At 65.5% G+C, this 16631-nt stretch carries 13 protein-coding genes and 1 riboswitch; of the genes, 8 read left to right on the top strand and 5 right to left on the bottom strand.

The annotated features are described in order from the left end of the window. Nucleotides 1-163: 163 nt before the first annotated feature. Entirely contained in the window at nucleotides 164-1663 is a 1500-nt protein-coding gene (glpK, locus tag H7688_RS15710; protein ID WP_183362122.1) for a glycerol kinase GlpK, read from the top strand. Here glpK and H7688_RS15715 read toward each other — a convergent pair. Next, nucleotides 1649-3760, bottom strand: coding sequence for a hybrid sensor histidine kinase/response regulator (locus tag H7688_RS15715; protein ID WP_183362123.1), 2112 nt, complete (start codon nucleotides 3758-3760; stop codon nucleotides 1649-1651). The genes glpK and H7688_RS15715 overlap by 15 nt on opposite strands. A gap of 308 nt (nucleotides 3761-4068) precedes the next feature. On the opposite strand from H7688_RS15715, the gene H7688_RS15720 reads away from it, so the two are divergent. The 5 genes from H7688_RS15720 (at nucleotide 4069) to H7688_RS15740 (ending at nucleotide 10649) form a co-directional block, all read left to right on the top strand. Then, nucleotides 4069-5691 carry a glycerol-3-phosphate dehydrogenase/oxidase gene (locus tag H7688_RS15720; protein ID WP_198424501.1) on the top strand — a complete coding sequence of 541 codons (1623 nt, stop codon included), beginning with the start codon at nucleotides 4069-4071 and terminating at the stop codon, nucleotides 5689-5691. 569 nt (nucleotides 5692-6260) lie between these two features. Then, nucleotides 6261-7475, top strand: coding sequence for a hypothetical protein (locus H7688_RS15725; RefSeq protein ID WP_183362124.1), 1215 nt, complete (start codon nucleotides 6261-6263; stop codon nucleotides 7473-7475). 15 nt (nucleotides 7476-7490) lie between these two features. Beyond that, nucleotides 7491-8177, top strand: a complete 687-nt coding sequence (locus tag H7688_RS15730; protein ID WP_183362126.1) for a cytochrome C — start codon at nucleotides 7491-7493, stop codon at nucleotides 8175-8177. A 33-nt stretch (nucleotides 8178-8210) separates the two neighbouring features. Continuing rightward, nucleotides 8211-10187 (top strand): hypothetical protein, encoded by a 1977-nt coding sequence (locus tag H7688_RS15735; protein WP_183362128.1) that lies wholly within the window; start codon nucleotides 8211-8213, stop codon nucleotides 10185-10187. Nucleotides 10188-10442: 255 nt separating this feature from the next. Further along, entirely contained in the window at nucleotides 10443-10649 is a 207-nt protein-coding gene (locus tag H7688_RS15740; protein ID WP_183362129.1) for a GSU3473 family protein, read from the top strand. A gap of 84 nt (nucleotides 10650-10733) precedes the next feature. Here H7688_RS15740 and H7688_RS15745 read toward each other — a convergent pair whose 3' ends face one another. From H7688_RS15745 to H7688_RS15755, 3 genes are all read right to left on the bottom strand, one after another. Beyond that, entirely contained in the window at nucleotides 10734-13034 is a 2301-nt protein-coding gene (locus H7688_RS15745; RefSeq protein ID WP_183362130.1) for a coiled-coil domain-containing protein, read from the bottom strand. 77 nt (nucleotides 13035-13111) lie between these two features. Then, nucleotides 13112-13188, bottom strand: a riboswitch (cyclic di-GMP riboswitch). A gap of 255 nt (nucleotides 13189-13443) precedes the next feature. Continuing rightward, nucleotides 13444-14040 carry an OmpA family protein gene (locus H7688_RS15750; protein WP_183362131.1) on the bottom strand — a complete coding sequence of 199 codons (597 nt, stop codon included), beginning with the start codon at nucleotides 14038-14040 and terminating at the stop codon, nucleotides 13444-13446. Between the two features lie 84 nt (nucleotides 14041-14124). Further along, a complete protein-coding gene (locus H7688_RS15755) occupies nucleotides 14125-14460 on the bottom strand; it encodes a hypothetical protein (protein WP_183362132.1) in 336 nt (111 codons plus the stop codon). Nucleotides 14461-14804: 344 nt separating this feature from the next. Here H7688_RS15755 and H7688_RS15760 point away from each other — a divergent pair, with 344 nt between their 5' ends. Next, nucleotides 14805-15011 (top strand): hypothetical protein, encoded by a 207-nt coding sequence (locus H7688_RS15760; protein WP_183362133.1) that lies wholly within the window; start codon nucleotides 14805-14807, stop codon nucleotides 15009-15011. 234 nt (nucleotides 15012-15245) lie between these two features. Further along, nucleotides 15246-16022, top strand: coding sequence for a C40 family peptidase (locus H7688_RS15765; protein WP_183362134.1), 777 nt, complete (start codon nucleotides 15246-15248; stop codon nucleotides 16020-16022). Between the two features lie 94 nt (nucleotides 16023-16116). Here H7688_RS15765 and H7688_RS15770 read toward each other — a convergent pair whose 3' ends face one another. Continuing rightward, nucleotides 16117-16626 carry a hypothetical protein gene (locus H7688_RS15770; RefSeq protein ID WP_183362135.1) on the bottom strand — a complete coding sequence of 170 codons (510 nt, stop codon included), beginning with the start codon at nucleotides 16624-16626 and terminating at the stop codon, nucleotides 16117-16119. Nucleotides 16627-16631 lie beyond the last annotated feature (5 nt).

Genomic DNA, 16631 nt, shown 5'->3' on the forward strand with positions numbered 1-16631 from the left:
CCTCAGCCGTTTCTCCCCGCCCTGCACCATGCCGCTTAGCCGGTGCCGGATCCGCACAAACCCCTTGACTCTCCTGGTACTTTCGCTATGCTCGGCCCGATCGCGACCGCACACCGGCTCGTGCGTCCGGCGCCGGATGCCGAACCGGGGCAAAGGGGGGACCATGGCCTACCTCATTTCCATCGACCAAGGGACGACCAGCAGCAGAGTCACGCTCTATACGGAACGGGGCGTGCCACTGAGGAATGCCGGGCGCCCGCTCACCCAGCATTTCCCGCAGCCCGGCTGGGTGGAGCACGACGCGGAGGAGATCTGGCAGGGGGTCCTCGACTGCCTGAGGCAGGTCCTGGACGAGAGCTCGCTCAGTGCCACGCAGGTGGCCGGCATCGGCATCACCAACCAGCGCGAGACCACGGTCATCTGGGAGAGGTCCACCGGGCGCCCCCTGCACCGCGCTATCGTCTGGCAGGACCGGCGCACGGCCCCCCTGACCACGCAGCTGCGCGAGGCGGGGCACGAAGCGCTGGTCCGGCAAAAGACCGGGCTGTTGCTCGATCCCTACTTCTCGGCAAGCAAGCTGAACTGGCTGCTCGCCAACCTCCCGGGGGTGCGCGAACGGGCGCTCGCAGGCGAGATCTGCTTCGGCACCGTCGACTCCTGGCTCATCTACCGGCTCACCGGCGGGCGCTCCCACGTCACCGACCTCTCCAACGCAAGCCGCACGCTCCTCTTCGACATCAAGGCCCTTTCCTGGGACGACGAGCTCCTCGAGCTGTTCGACGTGCCGCGCCCCCTGCTACCGGACGTGCTCCCGAGCACCGCCTGTTTCGGGCACAGCGACGCCCCTCTTCTCGGGGCCGAGATCCCGATCACCGGGGTGGCCGGCGACCAGCAGGCCGCGCTCTTCGGTCAGGGGTGCTTTCAGCCGGGGCTCGCCAAGGTCACCTACGGTACCGGCGCCTTCGTGGTCCTGAACTGCGGCGCCTGCAGCACACCCGGCGAGGGGGTACTCACCACCATCGCCTGGCAACTCCCCGGGGAGCCGGTCTGCTACGCGCAGGAGGGGTCCATCTTCATCGCCGGCGCCGCGGTGCAGTGGCTGGTCGAGGGGCTGGGGATCGTAGCGAGCCCCTCCGAGGTGGAGGCGCTGGCGCGCAGCGTGCCAGACAGCGGCGGCGTCTACTTCGTGCCGGCGCTCTCGGGGCTGGGGACGCCGTACTGGGACCCGCAGGCGCGCGGGGTGATCGCCGGGCTTACCCGGGGGAGCAGTGCCGGCCACCTGGCACGCGCCGCCCTCGAGGCGATCGCCTTCCAGACCGTGGACGCCATCCGGGCCATGGAGCGCTCGAGCGGGCTTACCCTGCGTGAGCTGCGCGCCGACGGCGGGGCCGCCGCCAACAACCTCCTGTTGGAGCTGCAGGCCGACCTCCTGAACGCGCCGGTGGTGCGACCGCGCTCGACCGAGGGGACCTCGCTGGGGGCCGCGCTTTTGGCCGGCATCGGTGCCGGGGTCTTGGACCCGCAGCGGGTGGGGGAACATTGGGAGCTGGAGCGGGAATTTGTGCCGCGGCTGACGGACCAGGTCCGTGAGCGACTCTACCGCGGCTGGGGGAGGGCGGTCAGGCTATCGCTGGGATGGGAGGACGGTTCAACTGGCCTGTAACACTTCGCGGATCTTCGAGAGGAGCTGGCTGGGGAGCAGGGGCTTGTTCACCAGGTGCAGGCCGTGGTCGGCCAACCCGTTTTTGTCCATGATGTCTGCGGTGTAGCCGCTGATGAAGATGGCCCTGGTGCGGGGCTTGCGGGCGAGGATCTCGTTGTAGGTCTCCCTGCCGTTCAGTTTCGGCATCACCACGTCCAGGATCGCCAGGTCGATCTCCTCCTCGTGCTCGCGGAACAGGGCGACCGCCTCGGCGCCGTCGGCCGCCTCGATCACCCGGTACCCCTGGGCCGCCAGCACGCTGCGCACCAGGGAACGGACGCTCAGGTCGTCCTCGGCCAGAAGGATGGTCTCGGTGCCGCCGATGATCGCCTCCAGGTCCGGCGCCGGGGTCGCTTCGGGCTCGCCGCAGACCGGGAGGTAGATGTTGAAGGTGGTGCCGTGCCCGGGCTCGCTGTAGACGTTGATGTAGCCGTTATGCTGCTTCACGATGCCATAGACGATGGAGAGCCCCAGTCCGGTGCCGTGCCCCATCTCCTTGGTGGTGAAGAAGGGCTCGAAGATCTTCTCGCGCACCGCTTCGTTCATGCCGCTTCCGGTGTCCGAGACGCTCAACACTGCGAAATCACCGGGTTTTCCGTAGCCGTGCATCCTGACGAACTCCTGGTCGATGTGGATCCGCCCGGTGCTGATGATCAGGCAGCCCCGGCGCTCCATGGCGTCGCGCGCGTTGGCGGCCAGGTTCATGAGGACCTGTTCGAGCTGGGTCGAGTCGGCGAACACCGTGATCCGCTCGGCCCCGAGCCTGGCGACCAGCTCGATCTGTTCGCCGATCAGCCGGGCCAGGAACTTCTCCACCTTGTGGACGCACTGGTTCAAGTCGAGCGGCCTCGGGGTGATGGCCTGCTTGCGGCTGTAGGCCAGAAGGCTGTTGGTGAGGGCGGCGGCGCGTTCCGAGGCGGCCATGATCTGGTTCAGGTTCTGCCTCACGGGGGTGTCCCGGTCCAGCTGCTGCGCGGTCAGGTTGCAGTACCCCATGATGACGGTGAGGATGTTGTTGAAGTCGTGCGCCACCCCCCCGGCGAGCGTACCGAGCGCCTCCATCTTCTGGGCATGGCGCAGTTGGTTCTCCAGGTTCTTCTGCTCGGTGATGTCCCGGAAGTTGATGACCCGTCCCACGATGTTCCCTTCGACGACCTGGGGGGTGGCGACCCGCTCGAAGACCCTGCCGTCCCGAAAGGCGAGGATGTCCATGGATTCCTGCTGCGGCTCCCTGCGCTGTTGTTCGGTGATCTCGAGAAAGTGGTGCGGGTCCTTCAGCTGGTCCAGCACGTAGTCGCGCATGATGCGGTCGTCCCCGCTGGCGAGAAGATCCTCCGGTATGCGCCACATCTCGGCGAACCTGCGGTTGGCGATCACCGACCTGCCGGTAAGGTCGCGCACGATGATGCCGTCGGCGGTGGACTCGAGGGTGGCATTCAGGAGGGACAGGGCGTGCTTCATCTGTTCTTCGCCCTCTTTGCGGGCGCTGATGTCCCTGATGATGGCGAACCACATCCGGCTCCCATTCCAGTCTACCTGGCTCAGCGAGACCTCCAGCGCAAGCGGCGTGCCGTTGCGGTGCCGGCCCGTCGCCTCCAGCGTGGCGGTCCCCTTTCCCGGACGCGGCACCGTGCCGGTCCCCAGCACCGCGGCGAACTGGACCGGGTCCAGGAGCCCCCGCAGTTTCCCGCCGGGGAGCTGGTCGGCGGGGTAGCCGAAGATCGCCTCGGCGGCGGCGTTGAAGGCGTGGATGGTTCCTGCCTCGTCGAAGATGATCACGCCGTCCACCACCCCGGCCAGGATCCGGTCGGTGAGTGATTTCTGCATGGCGGCTACCCTACGGAAGGGGTGGAAAACCTTGCGGTACAGGATGGGGGTGAACAGGGCGGTCAGCAGGGTGGCGTCGGCCAGGTTCTCCAGGTAGGGGTTGCGGATCGGCACCAGCCAGGGGAGCAGGTACATGATCGTCGTCTCGATGGCAAAGAGCACCACCAGCAAAATCGCGATGGTCCTGACCGGCGACGGGAAGCTCAGGTTGTTCATCTTCAAAGGGGGCATGGACCTTCCCGGGAAAACGTATGACCTTGCCGCGGGGACTCGGCACGAAGCACACCCGTCTTGTCGGACCTGATTGCCAAGGGCGCAGCAGCGCAGGCAACGGATCGGGGACGGATGGGCGGGCGCGGGCGCAACCGCAGCGGCAGTTTGAGGGGTGGCGAACGAGCGCAGCGACTCATTGGTAGTCATCGGTCAATGGGGTTCAAACTTTAGTAAGGAATTGCCGATGAGCTACCCCGAGAGCCTCATTTTCTGGGCCGTTGCCGGTGCCGCCGGGCGGAGTTTGCCGGCATGAGTGGAGACAAGACGTGGTGAGACGCGAGACCGATCTGGAAAGCCTCAAGCGCGGCGGGGAGTTCGACCTTTTGGTGGTGGGGGGGGGAGCCACCGGTTGCGGCGTGGCCCTCGATGCCGCGAGCCGCGGGCTGCGGGTGGCGCTTGTCGAGCGCGAGGACTTCGCCTCGGGTACCAGCGGCCGCAGCACCAAGCTGGTGCACGGCGGGGTGCGCTACCTCGAGGCTGCGCTCACCCACCTGGACCGGGTGCAGTTCAACCTGGTGCGCGAGGGGCTGCACGAGCGCGGAATCCTGCTCAGGCTGGCTCCGCACCTCTGCCACCGGCTCCCCCTGGTCACCCCGCTCTACGGTACCCTGGAGGTCCCCTACGTCTGGTTCGGTCTCAAGCTCTACGACCTCCTGGCCGGCAGGCTCGGCCTGGGGCACAGCAGGTTTTTGCGCGCCAGGGAGCTGCTGCGGCGCTTCCCCATGATCCGCAGCCAAGGGCTCAAGGGGGGTGTTCTCTACTACGACGGCCAGTTCAACGACGCCCGGATGAACCTGGCCCTCGCGCTCACGGCACGACAACAGAGTGCGCTGGTCCTGAACTACCTGGAGGTGCAGGAGCTGCTGCACCGTGAGGGGCGGGTGGCGGGTGCCCTGGTCCGCGACGGGATCGAGGGGGACTCCTTCGAGATCCGGGCGCGCTGCGTGGTGAACGCCACCGGGCCCTGGAGCGACCTGGTGCGCCGCCTGGACGACCCGCGGCAGGAACCGCTGCTTGCGGTGAGTTCCGGAAGCCACCTCGTGCTCCCGGCCTCCTTTGCCCCGGCCGGGGCGGGGATCACCATCCCGCGCACCGAGGACGGCCGGGTCCTCTTCATCCTCCCCTGGCTGGGGGGATGTCTGGTCGGCACCACCGACAACCCGGCCCGCCTCGAGCCCGACCCCCAGGCCTCCCCTGGCGACATCGACTACCTGGTGCGGCACCTGAAGCGCTACTTCAACCTCGAGGTCGCCCCCTCCGACATCACGGCCGCCTGGTGCGGGCTGAGGCCCTTGGTGCAGGATCCCGCGGCACACGACACCGCACGGCTGGCCCGCGATCACGTGGTGAACGTCTCCGGTACCGGACTGGTCAGCATCGCCGGCGGCAAGTGGACCACCTACCGCCGGATGGCCCAGGACGCGGTGGACGCGGCGCTGCGCGTGGCCCAGCTTGCGCCAGGGAAGGGGTGCCACAGCGACCGGATCCCCTTGTGGGGGGCGGACGGGTTCCACGATACGCTGGCCGACGAGCTCGCGCGCGAGTTCCACCTGGAGCCGGAACAGGCCGCGCACCTAAGCCGCAACTACGGTGGAGAGGCGGGGCGGGTCCTTGCCTGCTGCCGGGGCGCCTTGGCCGAACGGCTGGTCGCGCACCACCCCTACCTCAAGGGGGAGGTGGTCTACGCGGTGCGCCACGAGATGGTCCGGCACGGCGCGGATTTCCTGCTGCGCCGGATTCCTTTGGGCCTTTTGGACCAGGCCGCAGCACTCGAGGCCGTACCGGCGGTGCTGGACCTCATGTCCCGTGAGCTTTCCTGGAGCCCGAGCGAGCGCGCCGTCGAGGCTCAGCGCCTTTCCACGGTACTCCACCGGCCCCACACTTCCTGATCCCGCTGCCATCCCGCCCTACTGCGAACCGGCACCGACACCTCGTCGCCCGCCTCGGTTCACCCTTTACGCGCTCGTACTCGCTTCCGCAAGCTCCCGAAAGACAGACAGCTAAGCCCCCCTTGCGACGTTGCCGCGCCTTCCAGCTTTCTCGTCTCCCCATCTCCCGAGGTCGGACTATTCTTCGAAAAAACGCAGCTTACTCTTGCTAAATCATAATTAGCTGGTAAATAAGAAACTGCCAATAAAAATGAGCTAATGTGATTGTCCAGTGAGAGGAGGGGTCGGATGCTGTTGGGTCTGACGCTGTAACTGACACCTCTCTGCAGTACCACGAATTTCCCCCTGTCGACAACTAACCGTCTTTTCGGTACCAGGTCCCGCCGGGTGTCGTCGCGCAACTTTGCGCGTCGCAGCTTGTGACTGCGGGTGTCCGGGCAATGCCAGCCGGCGAGCCGGTTGCACCAGAAGCTGCATACCTTTTCTCGGGGGAGGTGACCCACATCCGCAAGTTGAGCGTTGGGCGTTGGCAAGCTGCAATCAGCGTTTTAGGAAAGGAGGTTACATTAATGGTGATCAAAGGGGTGTCTCGATTGCTTCTCTGCATGTCCCTGCTGAGCGCTACCGCGAGCTGGGCGGCGGATATCCACGGCAGAAGCTCCACCCAGTTTTTGACCGGTGCCAGCGGCTTCACCAGCGACCGGCGTCAGAACGAACTGGACGAGTATCTGCGGCTATCCATCACCAACATCGATCCGGCCGGCAAGTTCTCGCTGCAGGGGTACGGCAGAATCGGCCAGGACTTCGGTACGGGAGAGGGGCTCAACGGTCGGCTCTACTACCTCTACGGGGAGTACCGTGACCTCTACGACAAGGTCGACTTCCGTCTGGGGCGCCAGTTCGTGAACCTCGCGGCGGGGAGCGCCATCATCGACGGCGTCCAGGTCGACCTGCGCAACGTGGGGCCGGTGGCCTTCACGGTCCTGGGGGGGCGCGACGTGCTGTTCGGCTTCGGCGGCGAGACCGGGGACCCGGCCAACACCGCGTTCGGCCTCGCCGCCTACCTGGCCGGCTTCAAAAAGACCGACGCCGAGATCAGCTGGTTCAGGAAGTGGGACAACGGCGACAACTCCCGGGACCAGTTGGGCGGCAACTTCCGCCAGCAGATCTTCAACTCGCTGCAACTCTACGCCAATGCACGCTACGACCTGGTGAGCGAGACCTTCAACGAGGTCCAGGCCGGCGTGAAGTTCTTCCCCACCTCGAGCCTGCTCTTCACCGGCGAGTATTTCCAGAGCTACCCCATCTTCGACACCACCTCCATCTACTCCGTCTTTGCCGTGGACCGCTACCAGGAGGGGGTGCTCAAGGTCAACTACCGGTTCAACGAGATCGTCTCGGTGTACGCGGGGATCACCCGCGAGGAGTTCGGCGAGGGGGGCGGCGCTTTCGTCTGGCAGGCGGGAACCGTGCTGCGCCCCATCGAACCCCTGGGGATCAGCGTCGAGTACGATGCGCGTAACGGCTATTACGGCAAGACCAACGGGATCATCTCCGACGTCACCTTCGACATCACCAAGAATGCCCAGGTGGCAGGCGGCATCGACTTCGACGTGTACCAGCGCGACTCCATGACCGGCGACGAGTACGCCCGGCGCTACTACCTGGCCGGAAAATACCGGCTGGCCAAGAACCTGGCGGTCTCGGGACGGATCCAGGACGACGTCAACGTGCGCTACACCAAGAACATTTCGGGCCGCTTCGTGCTCGATTACGACTTCTAGAAAGGGGGTGCCACTGTGAAGAACAAGGTGTTCATCTGCACCGTTGTGCTCTTGTCTGCGGTGTACGTCTCACAGGCCACGGCGCAAAAGCAGAACCACAAAGAGTACCAGGACATGAAGATCTCCGAGTGCAACGACTGCCACAAGGGAGAAGGGGTGGCGCTCAACCACGACGCCGACTGGGTGCGCCAGCACCGCTCCATCGCCAGCAAGGCCGGTCACAACTGCGCCCAGTGCCACACCCAGGCCTACTGCCTGGACTGCCACCAGGGGGGCGGCATCAACGCGGACCTGACCCGCGCCAACTTCGGGCAGGACTACATCCCGAGAAGCCACCGCAGCGACTTCGTCCAGATCCACCCCTTGAAGTCGCTGGACAACCCGCAAACCTGCTACCGCTGCCACGACCAGCGCTTCTGCAACGAGTGCCACTCGCGTTACCCGCGCGGCAGCTTCCGGATCAGGTCGCACCTTCCGAGCGGCACCGGCCAGCTCTACAGCGGGGTCTGGAGCTCGGAGCACAGCCGCGAGGCGCGGCGCAACCTGCAGACCTGCCAGTCCTGCCACCCCAACGGGGACGTCTGCCTGCGCTGCCACGGCGGCAACCGGGCCCTGGGCGTGCGCGTGAACCCGCACCCGAAGAACTTCCAAGGCGGCAATATCAGCAGGAGAACCGACAGGACCTGTCGCGCTTGCCACTAGACCAATCGCTAGGAACAAAGGAGGACTCATCGCATGAAACAACTGAGACTTTTGGCACCCCTTATGTGCGTAGCGCTCGTCGCCTTCCTTTCGGGCTGCGGCAGTGACAAGCGCGAAGGATCCACCCCGACGCAGGTCCAGGCCTCGCAGTCCTGCCTGGGCTGCCACAGCGGTACCACCTCGCGGGTGACCGGCGCCTCGGTCGCCACCGACTGGCTCCGTTCGGCCCACGCCTCGGCCGCCGGCGGCGCCGGCTGCGACGACTGCCACCACGCGACCCAGTTCGGGCACCCGCAAAACGGGGCGATCCCGCCGCTGCCCAACGACTCGGTCTGCACCGCACAGTGCCACACCATGACGGTCACCATGAGCACCCAGCGGCAGCATTTCGCGAACCGTTCCGCCTCGTTCCTCGGCTTCCCGCTCTCGAGCCTGAACCTCACCCTGATCAACCCGGTGAACACCATCGCGAACCAGGGGACCGAGACCGCCACCAGCTGGTCCAGCTGCAACGGCTGCCACAACCCGCACGACGTGACGACGCTTCTACCGGTGAACCGCCAGTGGGCCCAGTCGGGCCACGGTGACACCACCTCCGAGGCCTTCGACGAAGAACCGTTCATGAAGTTCTCCGGCGGCGCCTGCAACCGCTGCCACACCGCGACCGGATTCCGCTACTACATGACTGTCGGCGCCCAGCGGGTGATCACCCCGGCGCTTTTGGGGGCCTACAGTTCGGCAAAAGAGGTGATCAGCTGCAACGCCTGCCACACCGACTACAGCTGGCGCCGGCTCTCCAGCGACACCCGGGTCGCCTTCCAGGTCTATTCCACCCCGTACGTGCGCTTTGCGAACGTCAGCAAGCGGATCCCGGGAAGCACCAACACCACCACCGCTTCCAACATCGGCGACAGCCAGCTCTGCGTGCCGTGCCATGCCGGTCGCACCGGGGCCCGGGCGGGAGCAGCCATCTTGCTGACCAGCCCGACCACCGCTCCGTTTGATTCGCACTACTTCCCGGCGTCGGCGACCATGTACGGCAAGATCGGCTTCATCAACTTCACCTCGCAGGGCGCAGTCCTGCCGGCTGTTACGGCAACCACGGGGACCACCGGGTACGGCGCCATCACCGCCAGCACCTACGGCCAGAGCCTGATCACCAACGAGGACATCACCGGCGGGGTCACCAGCACCCACCGCAGGCTGGGTACCCCGGCGATTAACGGTTTCAGCGCCAATTTCACACCGGGACGCCTGGATGCCAACGGTCCCTGCGTGGTCTGCCACATGACCGCCGGGCACACGCTGACCTTCGAGAACACCACCTTCGCCCAGAACAGCTACAACCAGGTCTGCATCAACTGCCACACCTCGGAGCGCGGTACGCCGCTCAACGCCACGAACTTCATGGACCTCTTCGTGCGCGAGAACCGCGACCAGATGTTCGACGCCCTGGCCCTGGCGGTCAGGCTGCTCGAGGCCAACTACGGGATCAGCATCAACCTGACCGACGACGAGGCCCTGGAGACCCCGCAGGACGTCTCTTATGTCTTCACCGCTACCGGTCGCTCCGCGGGGCTCACGGGAGTGACCGCCGGTACCCCGATAACGAGCGCCAACTGGCCCACCTACCTCACCGCGAACCCGGGGCTCACCAACCTGCAGGTGTACAAGCTCAAGGGGGCCATGTTCAACATCATCCTGAACTACAAGGAGAACTCGGCGTTCCTGCACGCCCGGACCCTCACCCGCCGTCTCATCTACGACTCGATCGACTTCCTGGATGACGGCCTGATGAACCAGTCGGCCGGCGCCACTGCGCAGGCGGTGTCCCAGCAGGGTGACGCCACGACCAACCGCGTGTTCGGCAGGTTCGTCAAAGACGTGCGTGCCTTCGTCACCAACACCGACGGTCCGCTCTACGGCACCACCACGCCGAGCATGACCTACCTGATCGGCTTCGACCGTACCACCGGAGCCTGGACGCCGCCGCAGCGCGAACGCCCCTAAACGTTGCGAAGGGTCGCTGTACCCGAGCCCCGCCTGCTGTCAGGCGGGGCTCTTTTCGTGGTGCCGGCGCTGCCGCGGCGAGGTGTGAGGGGCGAGCTGGAATACGGGCGCTGGACGAACCGGTGCACGGGCAGTTCGGGGTTGAGCGGGCGCAAGCTGCTGGGCTACAATGAGAGGGGAAGGAACTGTAGTGTTTTCCGGAATAGTGCGGCGGGAGGTGTGTGGGAGTTAGAACGCCAGAACGTGGAGCAGGCTATGTCGGTTATCTTTACCAACGGCGAAGAACGGGACGTTCCCGCCTACATGCTGGAGTACCTGATTCGCGAAAAAAAGATCGTCGCCTTCCTGAGGTCGGACGGCTGGGTGCAGATCGGCAAGGACCCGATCCGCAAGGCGCAGTTACCGCTGATCCGCCCAGGCGACAGGTGGAGCGATTTCATGTTCAAACGCGACGGACACTGAGCCGTGCGCGGCAAAGCGGCCAGACTCCCGGCCGCTTTTGTTTTTCCCTCCGGTAGAAATTCCCGTTTCCTCATCCCGCTTCGGTCAGGTCCCTTTCCCGGCGCAAGCGAGCACCGGGCAGCGGGCCAGCGCTGCCGCGCGGTCCTGCACCGGAACCTGCTCCATCAGTAACCCGACGCTTTCGGCAAAGGCCAGGGCTGCGTCGAGGGCCTGGGGGAGTTCCTCCGGACGCTCCGGCTGCCGTTCGGGAAGGTAGAGCCAGTTGCGGCCCCCCTGCGTGGCATGGAGCGCCACGGCCACCTGGAACCGCTTTTCCAGAGCCAGGGCGAGGATGTACCCCTGGCAGACCACCGGCGCCTTCCCCTCCGGCGAGAGGCTTGCCACGTTTACCGAGCGGTGGAACTGGACCACCCCCTCGGGGGAACGGCAGGTGAGGGAGTCCGCACCGGGCGCGAGCAGGAAGAGCCCGCACCCATCCGTGGCGGCGTCGTCTGCCGGGAAGAAGTCGTCGTCGGACGAAGCGAGCTGGACGCTCGGCGCGCCACCCCCGCTCCACTGGTACCAGTCGGCAGCCACGCTGGTATGCCGGTGCGAAAGGGGGGCCTGGTCTTCGTGAGCTTCGGCTCCGGCCGGGGCTTCCCATGCCGGGGAGGGAGTGGGAAACTCGGGGAACTGACAGGCCTCGGGTACCTCGTCCTCCTGCCAGGCGTCGAGTTGGGGCAACTCCTCCTCCCGAGCCTCTTGGGACACTTCCACAGGGTCTGCCGGTAGGCTGCTACGTTGCTGGACAGGCGCCGCGGGGAGGGCCGGCGGTGCGCTCTCGGTTACCAAAAGCTGCGCGTTCAAGGCCGCCAGTTCCCGCATGAGGGCACGGTTCTCCTGTTCATAATGAGAACGCTCGCTCATTGCCAGGTCGAGTGCGGCTTCCAGGTTCGCGAGTTCCGTCGCCTGCTGCTGGCGCTCCGCCAAAAGCTTCTCGACCCGTTTCTCGAGAGCTCCGGCTCGCACTGTCTCGGCGAGCTGCTCCGCGCCGTGCTGCTGTGCGGTTTCCAGGCTCTGCCGCAGTCGGTCGCATTCTTCGAGGAGCTCCTGATGCGCCGCGACCGCCAGGTCACGAGCCTCCGTCAACCGGTCGACCTCCGCCCGCAGCACCTGGGCTTCGCCGGTAGCTTTTTCGCGTTTCTTCTCCAGCTTGTGCAGGTCCTTGGCGGCCTTGCCCTGCAGCCGCGCCTGCCGGGTCGCCTCTTCCTCCGCGACGGCAAGCCGCCCCGCCTGTTCCCGGCAGCTGGCCTCGCTCTCCTCCAGCTTGCGGCAGAGCGCTTCCTGCTCCTGGCGGCGCTTGGCAAGTTCCTGCTGTGCTGTGACGAGCCGGTTGGACTGCTCCATAAATTCCGCCTCGAGCCGGGTGTGACGTGCACCCATCGCTTCGTGAGCGCTCGTCAGTTCGGCAAGCTGCGCTGCGACCTTGCCGAGGGTCTCGCTCTGGGTCCGCAGTTCCGCCTGTTCATTGGACGAACGCTTGGCGGCGGCCCGCGACGTCTCGCTCATCTGCCGTTTCAGCTGGGCGAGCTCGCGCGCCCCTTGGTCCCGCTCCTCCTCGGCCCTTTGCAAACGCTCCTGGAGGAGCGCACGTTCTTGTGCCGTCTGGCGCCGGAATTCCTGGTGCTGGTCCGTGACCTGTGCCAGCTCGGCTTCCAGGGTATCTGCCACTTCCGGTGCCGGTTCGGGTGGGGGTGTGCTGGCAAGCCGGGCCGGTTCGGGTGGGGGGGCGCTGGCAAGTCGGGCAGGTTCGGGGGAGACGGGGGCCGCAACTGCGACGGGGACGGGGACGGGGACCGGTAACGGCGCGACGAGGGGGGGCTCGTGGTCCGGAGCAGGATCATCAAACGACAGGGGCAGTTCGCCCAGTTCGGCGTCCGTCCCGGTAGTATCGGCGGGAGTACTTTTTGCGGCATGGCGGGGTGTCGGGGCGTCTGCCGTGCCGTGGCGCAAGAGCGCCTGCACTTTGCTCCCCGGGGGGCGCAGGATCTTGATGTTCCGTAGCACCACCTCGCGCATGGCCGGGCTGTAGTTCAGGTTCACCCGCTCCGGGCAAAACCCCAGACCCTTGGCGAACTCGAGCGCCTCGTCGAGCGTGCGGTGGTACTCGTTTTCCGGTTCCGGGTCGCCGGTGCTGCTATAGACAAAAACCTTCTTGTCGGCTGCCACCAGCCCGACGTAGACCTTGACCCCGGCCTGCCTGCGCACCGCACAGATGTAGGCCTCGTGGGCGACCCGTCCCTTGCCGGTGCGCCGCTCCAGGACCACCGGTGCCGCGCTGAACAGGTCGAGCACGTCGGTCCCGATTGCTTCGATACAACCAATACTGCTGTCCAGGGCCAGCATACCCCCTCCTCGAGGAGCATCTCCTCTGCCAGGGCCGGTACCCGGTAAAAAAAAACGGGTTGCCGAAAATGCGATATTTCGGCAACCCGGCTGTCTGCATGAGACCCTGTGGGCTTTCCGCCCCACCCTCGCGGATGGTTTAGTATTGTCGTTTATCGGTTGTAGGCCAATGAGGCTCGTGCGCGAGTCTCTTTAATTGGCGAGGGAACTATAGCAAAATGGCGTAAAATGGCAAGGGCGAAATACCCGAGAGGTGGAGCCGAGGCACGGCAAAGTGGCTGAAGTTGCGAGGAGAGGGTGAGGAGGAACCCGGAAAGGGGAGCGCTGCGTGGACCGGTGAAAACACGAAGGCGCCCGGGCCGGTCTGGCTCGGGCGCCTCATGTGGATACCTGCTACTGCTGAGGGATACTACTTGGAGACGACCACGAACTCGTCGCGGCGGTTCTGGGCCCGGGCCGCATCGTCGTGGCCGCCAACCGCAGGTTTTTCCTTGCCGTAGCTGATAATCGACATCCGTTCTGCCGGGACCCCCAGTGCCTTCAGGTACTTCAGCGCACTGGCGGCGCGGCTTTCGCCCAGCGAGAGGTTGTAATCGTCGGAGCCGAGTTCGTCGCAGTTACCCTCGATGCGGATCTTCAGGTTGCTCTTCTTGAGAACCTCGGCGTTCTTGGCGAGGCTGGTGCGTGCTGCCGTGGAAAGCGCGGAGGAGTCGAAGTCGAAGAAGACCTTTTCCAAAAGGTTCTGTACAGTCCCCTGGTCGTTTTTCAGCTCGGCGGCCTTGGCCGGGGTGGGCTGTGCTTCTTTGATCGAGGTGTCCGGCAGGCGCTCTTCCGCCGGCGCCTTCGCAACGGGTGCCGGGGCTGCCGACTTCGGGGTGCTGGCCGGCTGGGTAGCCGCCGGGGTGGTCGGGATCATCTGGTCGTGTTTTACGACTTCCTGCTTGGCGCAGCCGGCGCAAAGGGCGGTGGCTGCCAGGCCTAAAAGAACGGATTTGGTGAACGTCATGGTGCTCTCCTTGAGGTCAGTGTGGTGTTGGGACGTGGCTCTCCCCCAGTCGCAGGGACGGGGGACTGCGGGGGATGCTGCTGGCTACGGCCTGACCGGAGGAGCACGTGCGCTGACCTGGGGAGCTACGGCGCACCGGAACCGGTACTCCGTGGAAAGGAACAGGAGGGCGTAGAAAACCGGCGCTGGCAACTCCGTGAGGACGTCACAGGGTTCCAGCGGCATCACCAGCTTGGCCCAGGTGGACTTACTGGACTCGCTGGCCGTTTCGATGACAGCGCGCGGTGATGGCTTGGGTGAGGCAGCTTTGTTGCTGACAGTGGGAAGCCTGAGTCCCAAAAAGAGCAGGAACAGGCAAAGCGGTATGACGTACCAGGCAGCGAGCCTTCTTGTGCGGATGACCGTTCGGAATCCAAGCATGACCGTCATGATGTACACCAAAAGCGCTCGTTCCGCAACGGTTCTCTAAAAAAAACTGGAGCACTGTTAAAGGGGGAACTCACCGGCTGCTCCAGTGAGAGAGGCGTTGCCGTTTCAGAGTTGGTTCCCGCAGCCTTACCAAGCTCTAGCCGTACTCGTTCTTTTTTCGACCGGATAGAGCCCAATGCGGTTGACTTATGGTAGGAGCTGCATAGAATCGTATACGGTATCCTGTCAACCTTAGTTGGTACTCATTGACGTGGACTCCGGCCAGGGGGAGAGGGCTGGGGCCCGTTGCGCGACAAGGTTGGCCTCCGAGACTAATCGATGCCAAGGGGATTGCGATGGCAACTATCGAGGTTGACGACAAGGGTTTCACCTGCGAGTGCGGCATGCGCAACGAGTACCCGCACTATGTCCAGGAGCACTGGAGTGTGCGCCTGGTCTACTCCTGCTCCTGCCAGCGGCAGTATGTCCTGTACCGCGGCACGGTCACCAAGACCTCCCGAGAATCCGCGGGCCCCTCCGAAAGCGACGGCTTCGGCGACTAGCCCGTTTCCTTGAACATCCCGAAGGACCCTTTTTTTGCCTCCTTCTTTCTCGTTGGCCGGCCCTTTGCACCGTCGGTTGGCTAGCGGGCCTATCCGCGCCCCGGGGCCCGCTCCCTGCGGGTTCGCGCCCTTGAACCCTGCCGTTTTTCTGCCAAGTAATTGACGTTGCGTCAAAAGTGCCTGCCCCGTCGCGCTTTCCGGAGCGCGAACCCAGGCGATACCAAGGAACCACCGATGGCGATTTCTTCCCTGCAGTTCCCGTTACTGTCGAACACGGTCCCCGAGCCCGGGACCACCAGGAAACCTAAGGAAACTGCCGCTTCCTTCGACACGCTGCTCAGTTCGCTGCACCAGGATGCAGCGCAGGCGTTGCCCGCCAGGCATCAGGCGGCCGCCGATCTGTTCCGGATCGAGATGATGCAGCGCTCGCTGGCGCTCTCCGGTTCGGCCGAGCCCGAAAACGCGCCGACCGGCGCCGTACCGGCACTGGCAGAACTCTTCGCCTCCGCAGCAGCCTGGACCGGTGCCGAGGTCTCCCTGCCGGGACAGCCGTTCCGCGCACCCTTGGCGGGTGCCCCGCAACAGCCCGGCGGGGCGGGCACTCCCGCTACGGGCCAGGTGGCCGGCAGTGCCGCCAGCCCGGGTGTTGCCGCGGCCATCGAAGGTACCGCCGAGCGCTACCTCGGCATCCCCTACCGCTTCGGCGGCGAGAGCGCTGCCGGCATCGACTGCTCGAGCTTCGTCCAGCAGGTGTTCCGCGAGCACCAGATCGAGCTGCCCCGCACCGCGCGCGAGCAGATCCAGCTCGGCAGCGACGTGGCACCCGGCGAGCTCAAGAAGGGGGACCTGGTCTTTTTTCACACCTACGCGTCCTATCCCTCCCACGTCGGTATTTACCTGGGTGAGGGCAAGATGATCCATGCCTCTTCCGGGAAGGGGGAGGTGACCGTCTCGGATCTGAACAGCACCTACTATCGTGAGCGGTTCATCGGGGCAAAGCGCCTGGTCTAGCCGCTGTCCGACTGCACGAAGCGAGCGGCACGCACAAAAAAAGCCCGCGTTTCCTTGGGATGCGCGGGCTTTTCTGCGTCTGGCAAAGGGGGTGTCAGGGGGGATCCACCACGGCGACCGATACCCCGGACAACGGGTTGCCGTTACTGTCGATCGCCTGGAGGTTAGCTACGCGGAAGGCCGAGGCGGACGGTGCGCTCGCCCCTGCCGGGATGGTTGCCGAAATGCTGGCGAAGGGCCCCTTGGCGAGCCCCGAGACGCTGACCAGCGCCACGGTGAGGACACCAGAGGCTACCCGCCCCTGCATGAGTGCCCCGGAGGCTGCACTGGCGGAGAGCGCGAGGCTTGCCGGGAGCACGGTCTGGTCCTGGCTGTCCAGGGCCAGTTCCACCCCTGCGGGGAGCGTCACCTCGAACTGCAGCCCGGTTGCCTGCCCGGACTCCACGCTCCCCTGCAGGGAAAGCAGGTAGCTTTTCGAGGTGGGGCCGGAGTTGACGCTTGGCGCGGGTTGCGGGTCCGCACCGGGGCTGCCGCCACCCCCGCCGCAGCTGGCGCATACCACGAGGATCAACAGGCTGGCAATAAGCAGCGTGATATTTTTCATGGTCT

The sequence above is a fragment of the Geomonas limicola genome (assembly GCF_014193675.1).
GTDB lineage: Bacteria > Desulfobacterota > Desulfuromonadia > Geobacterales > Geobacteraceae > Geomonas > Geomonas limicola.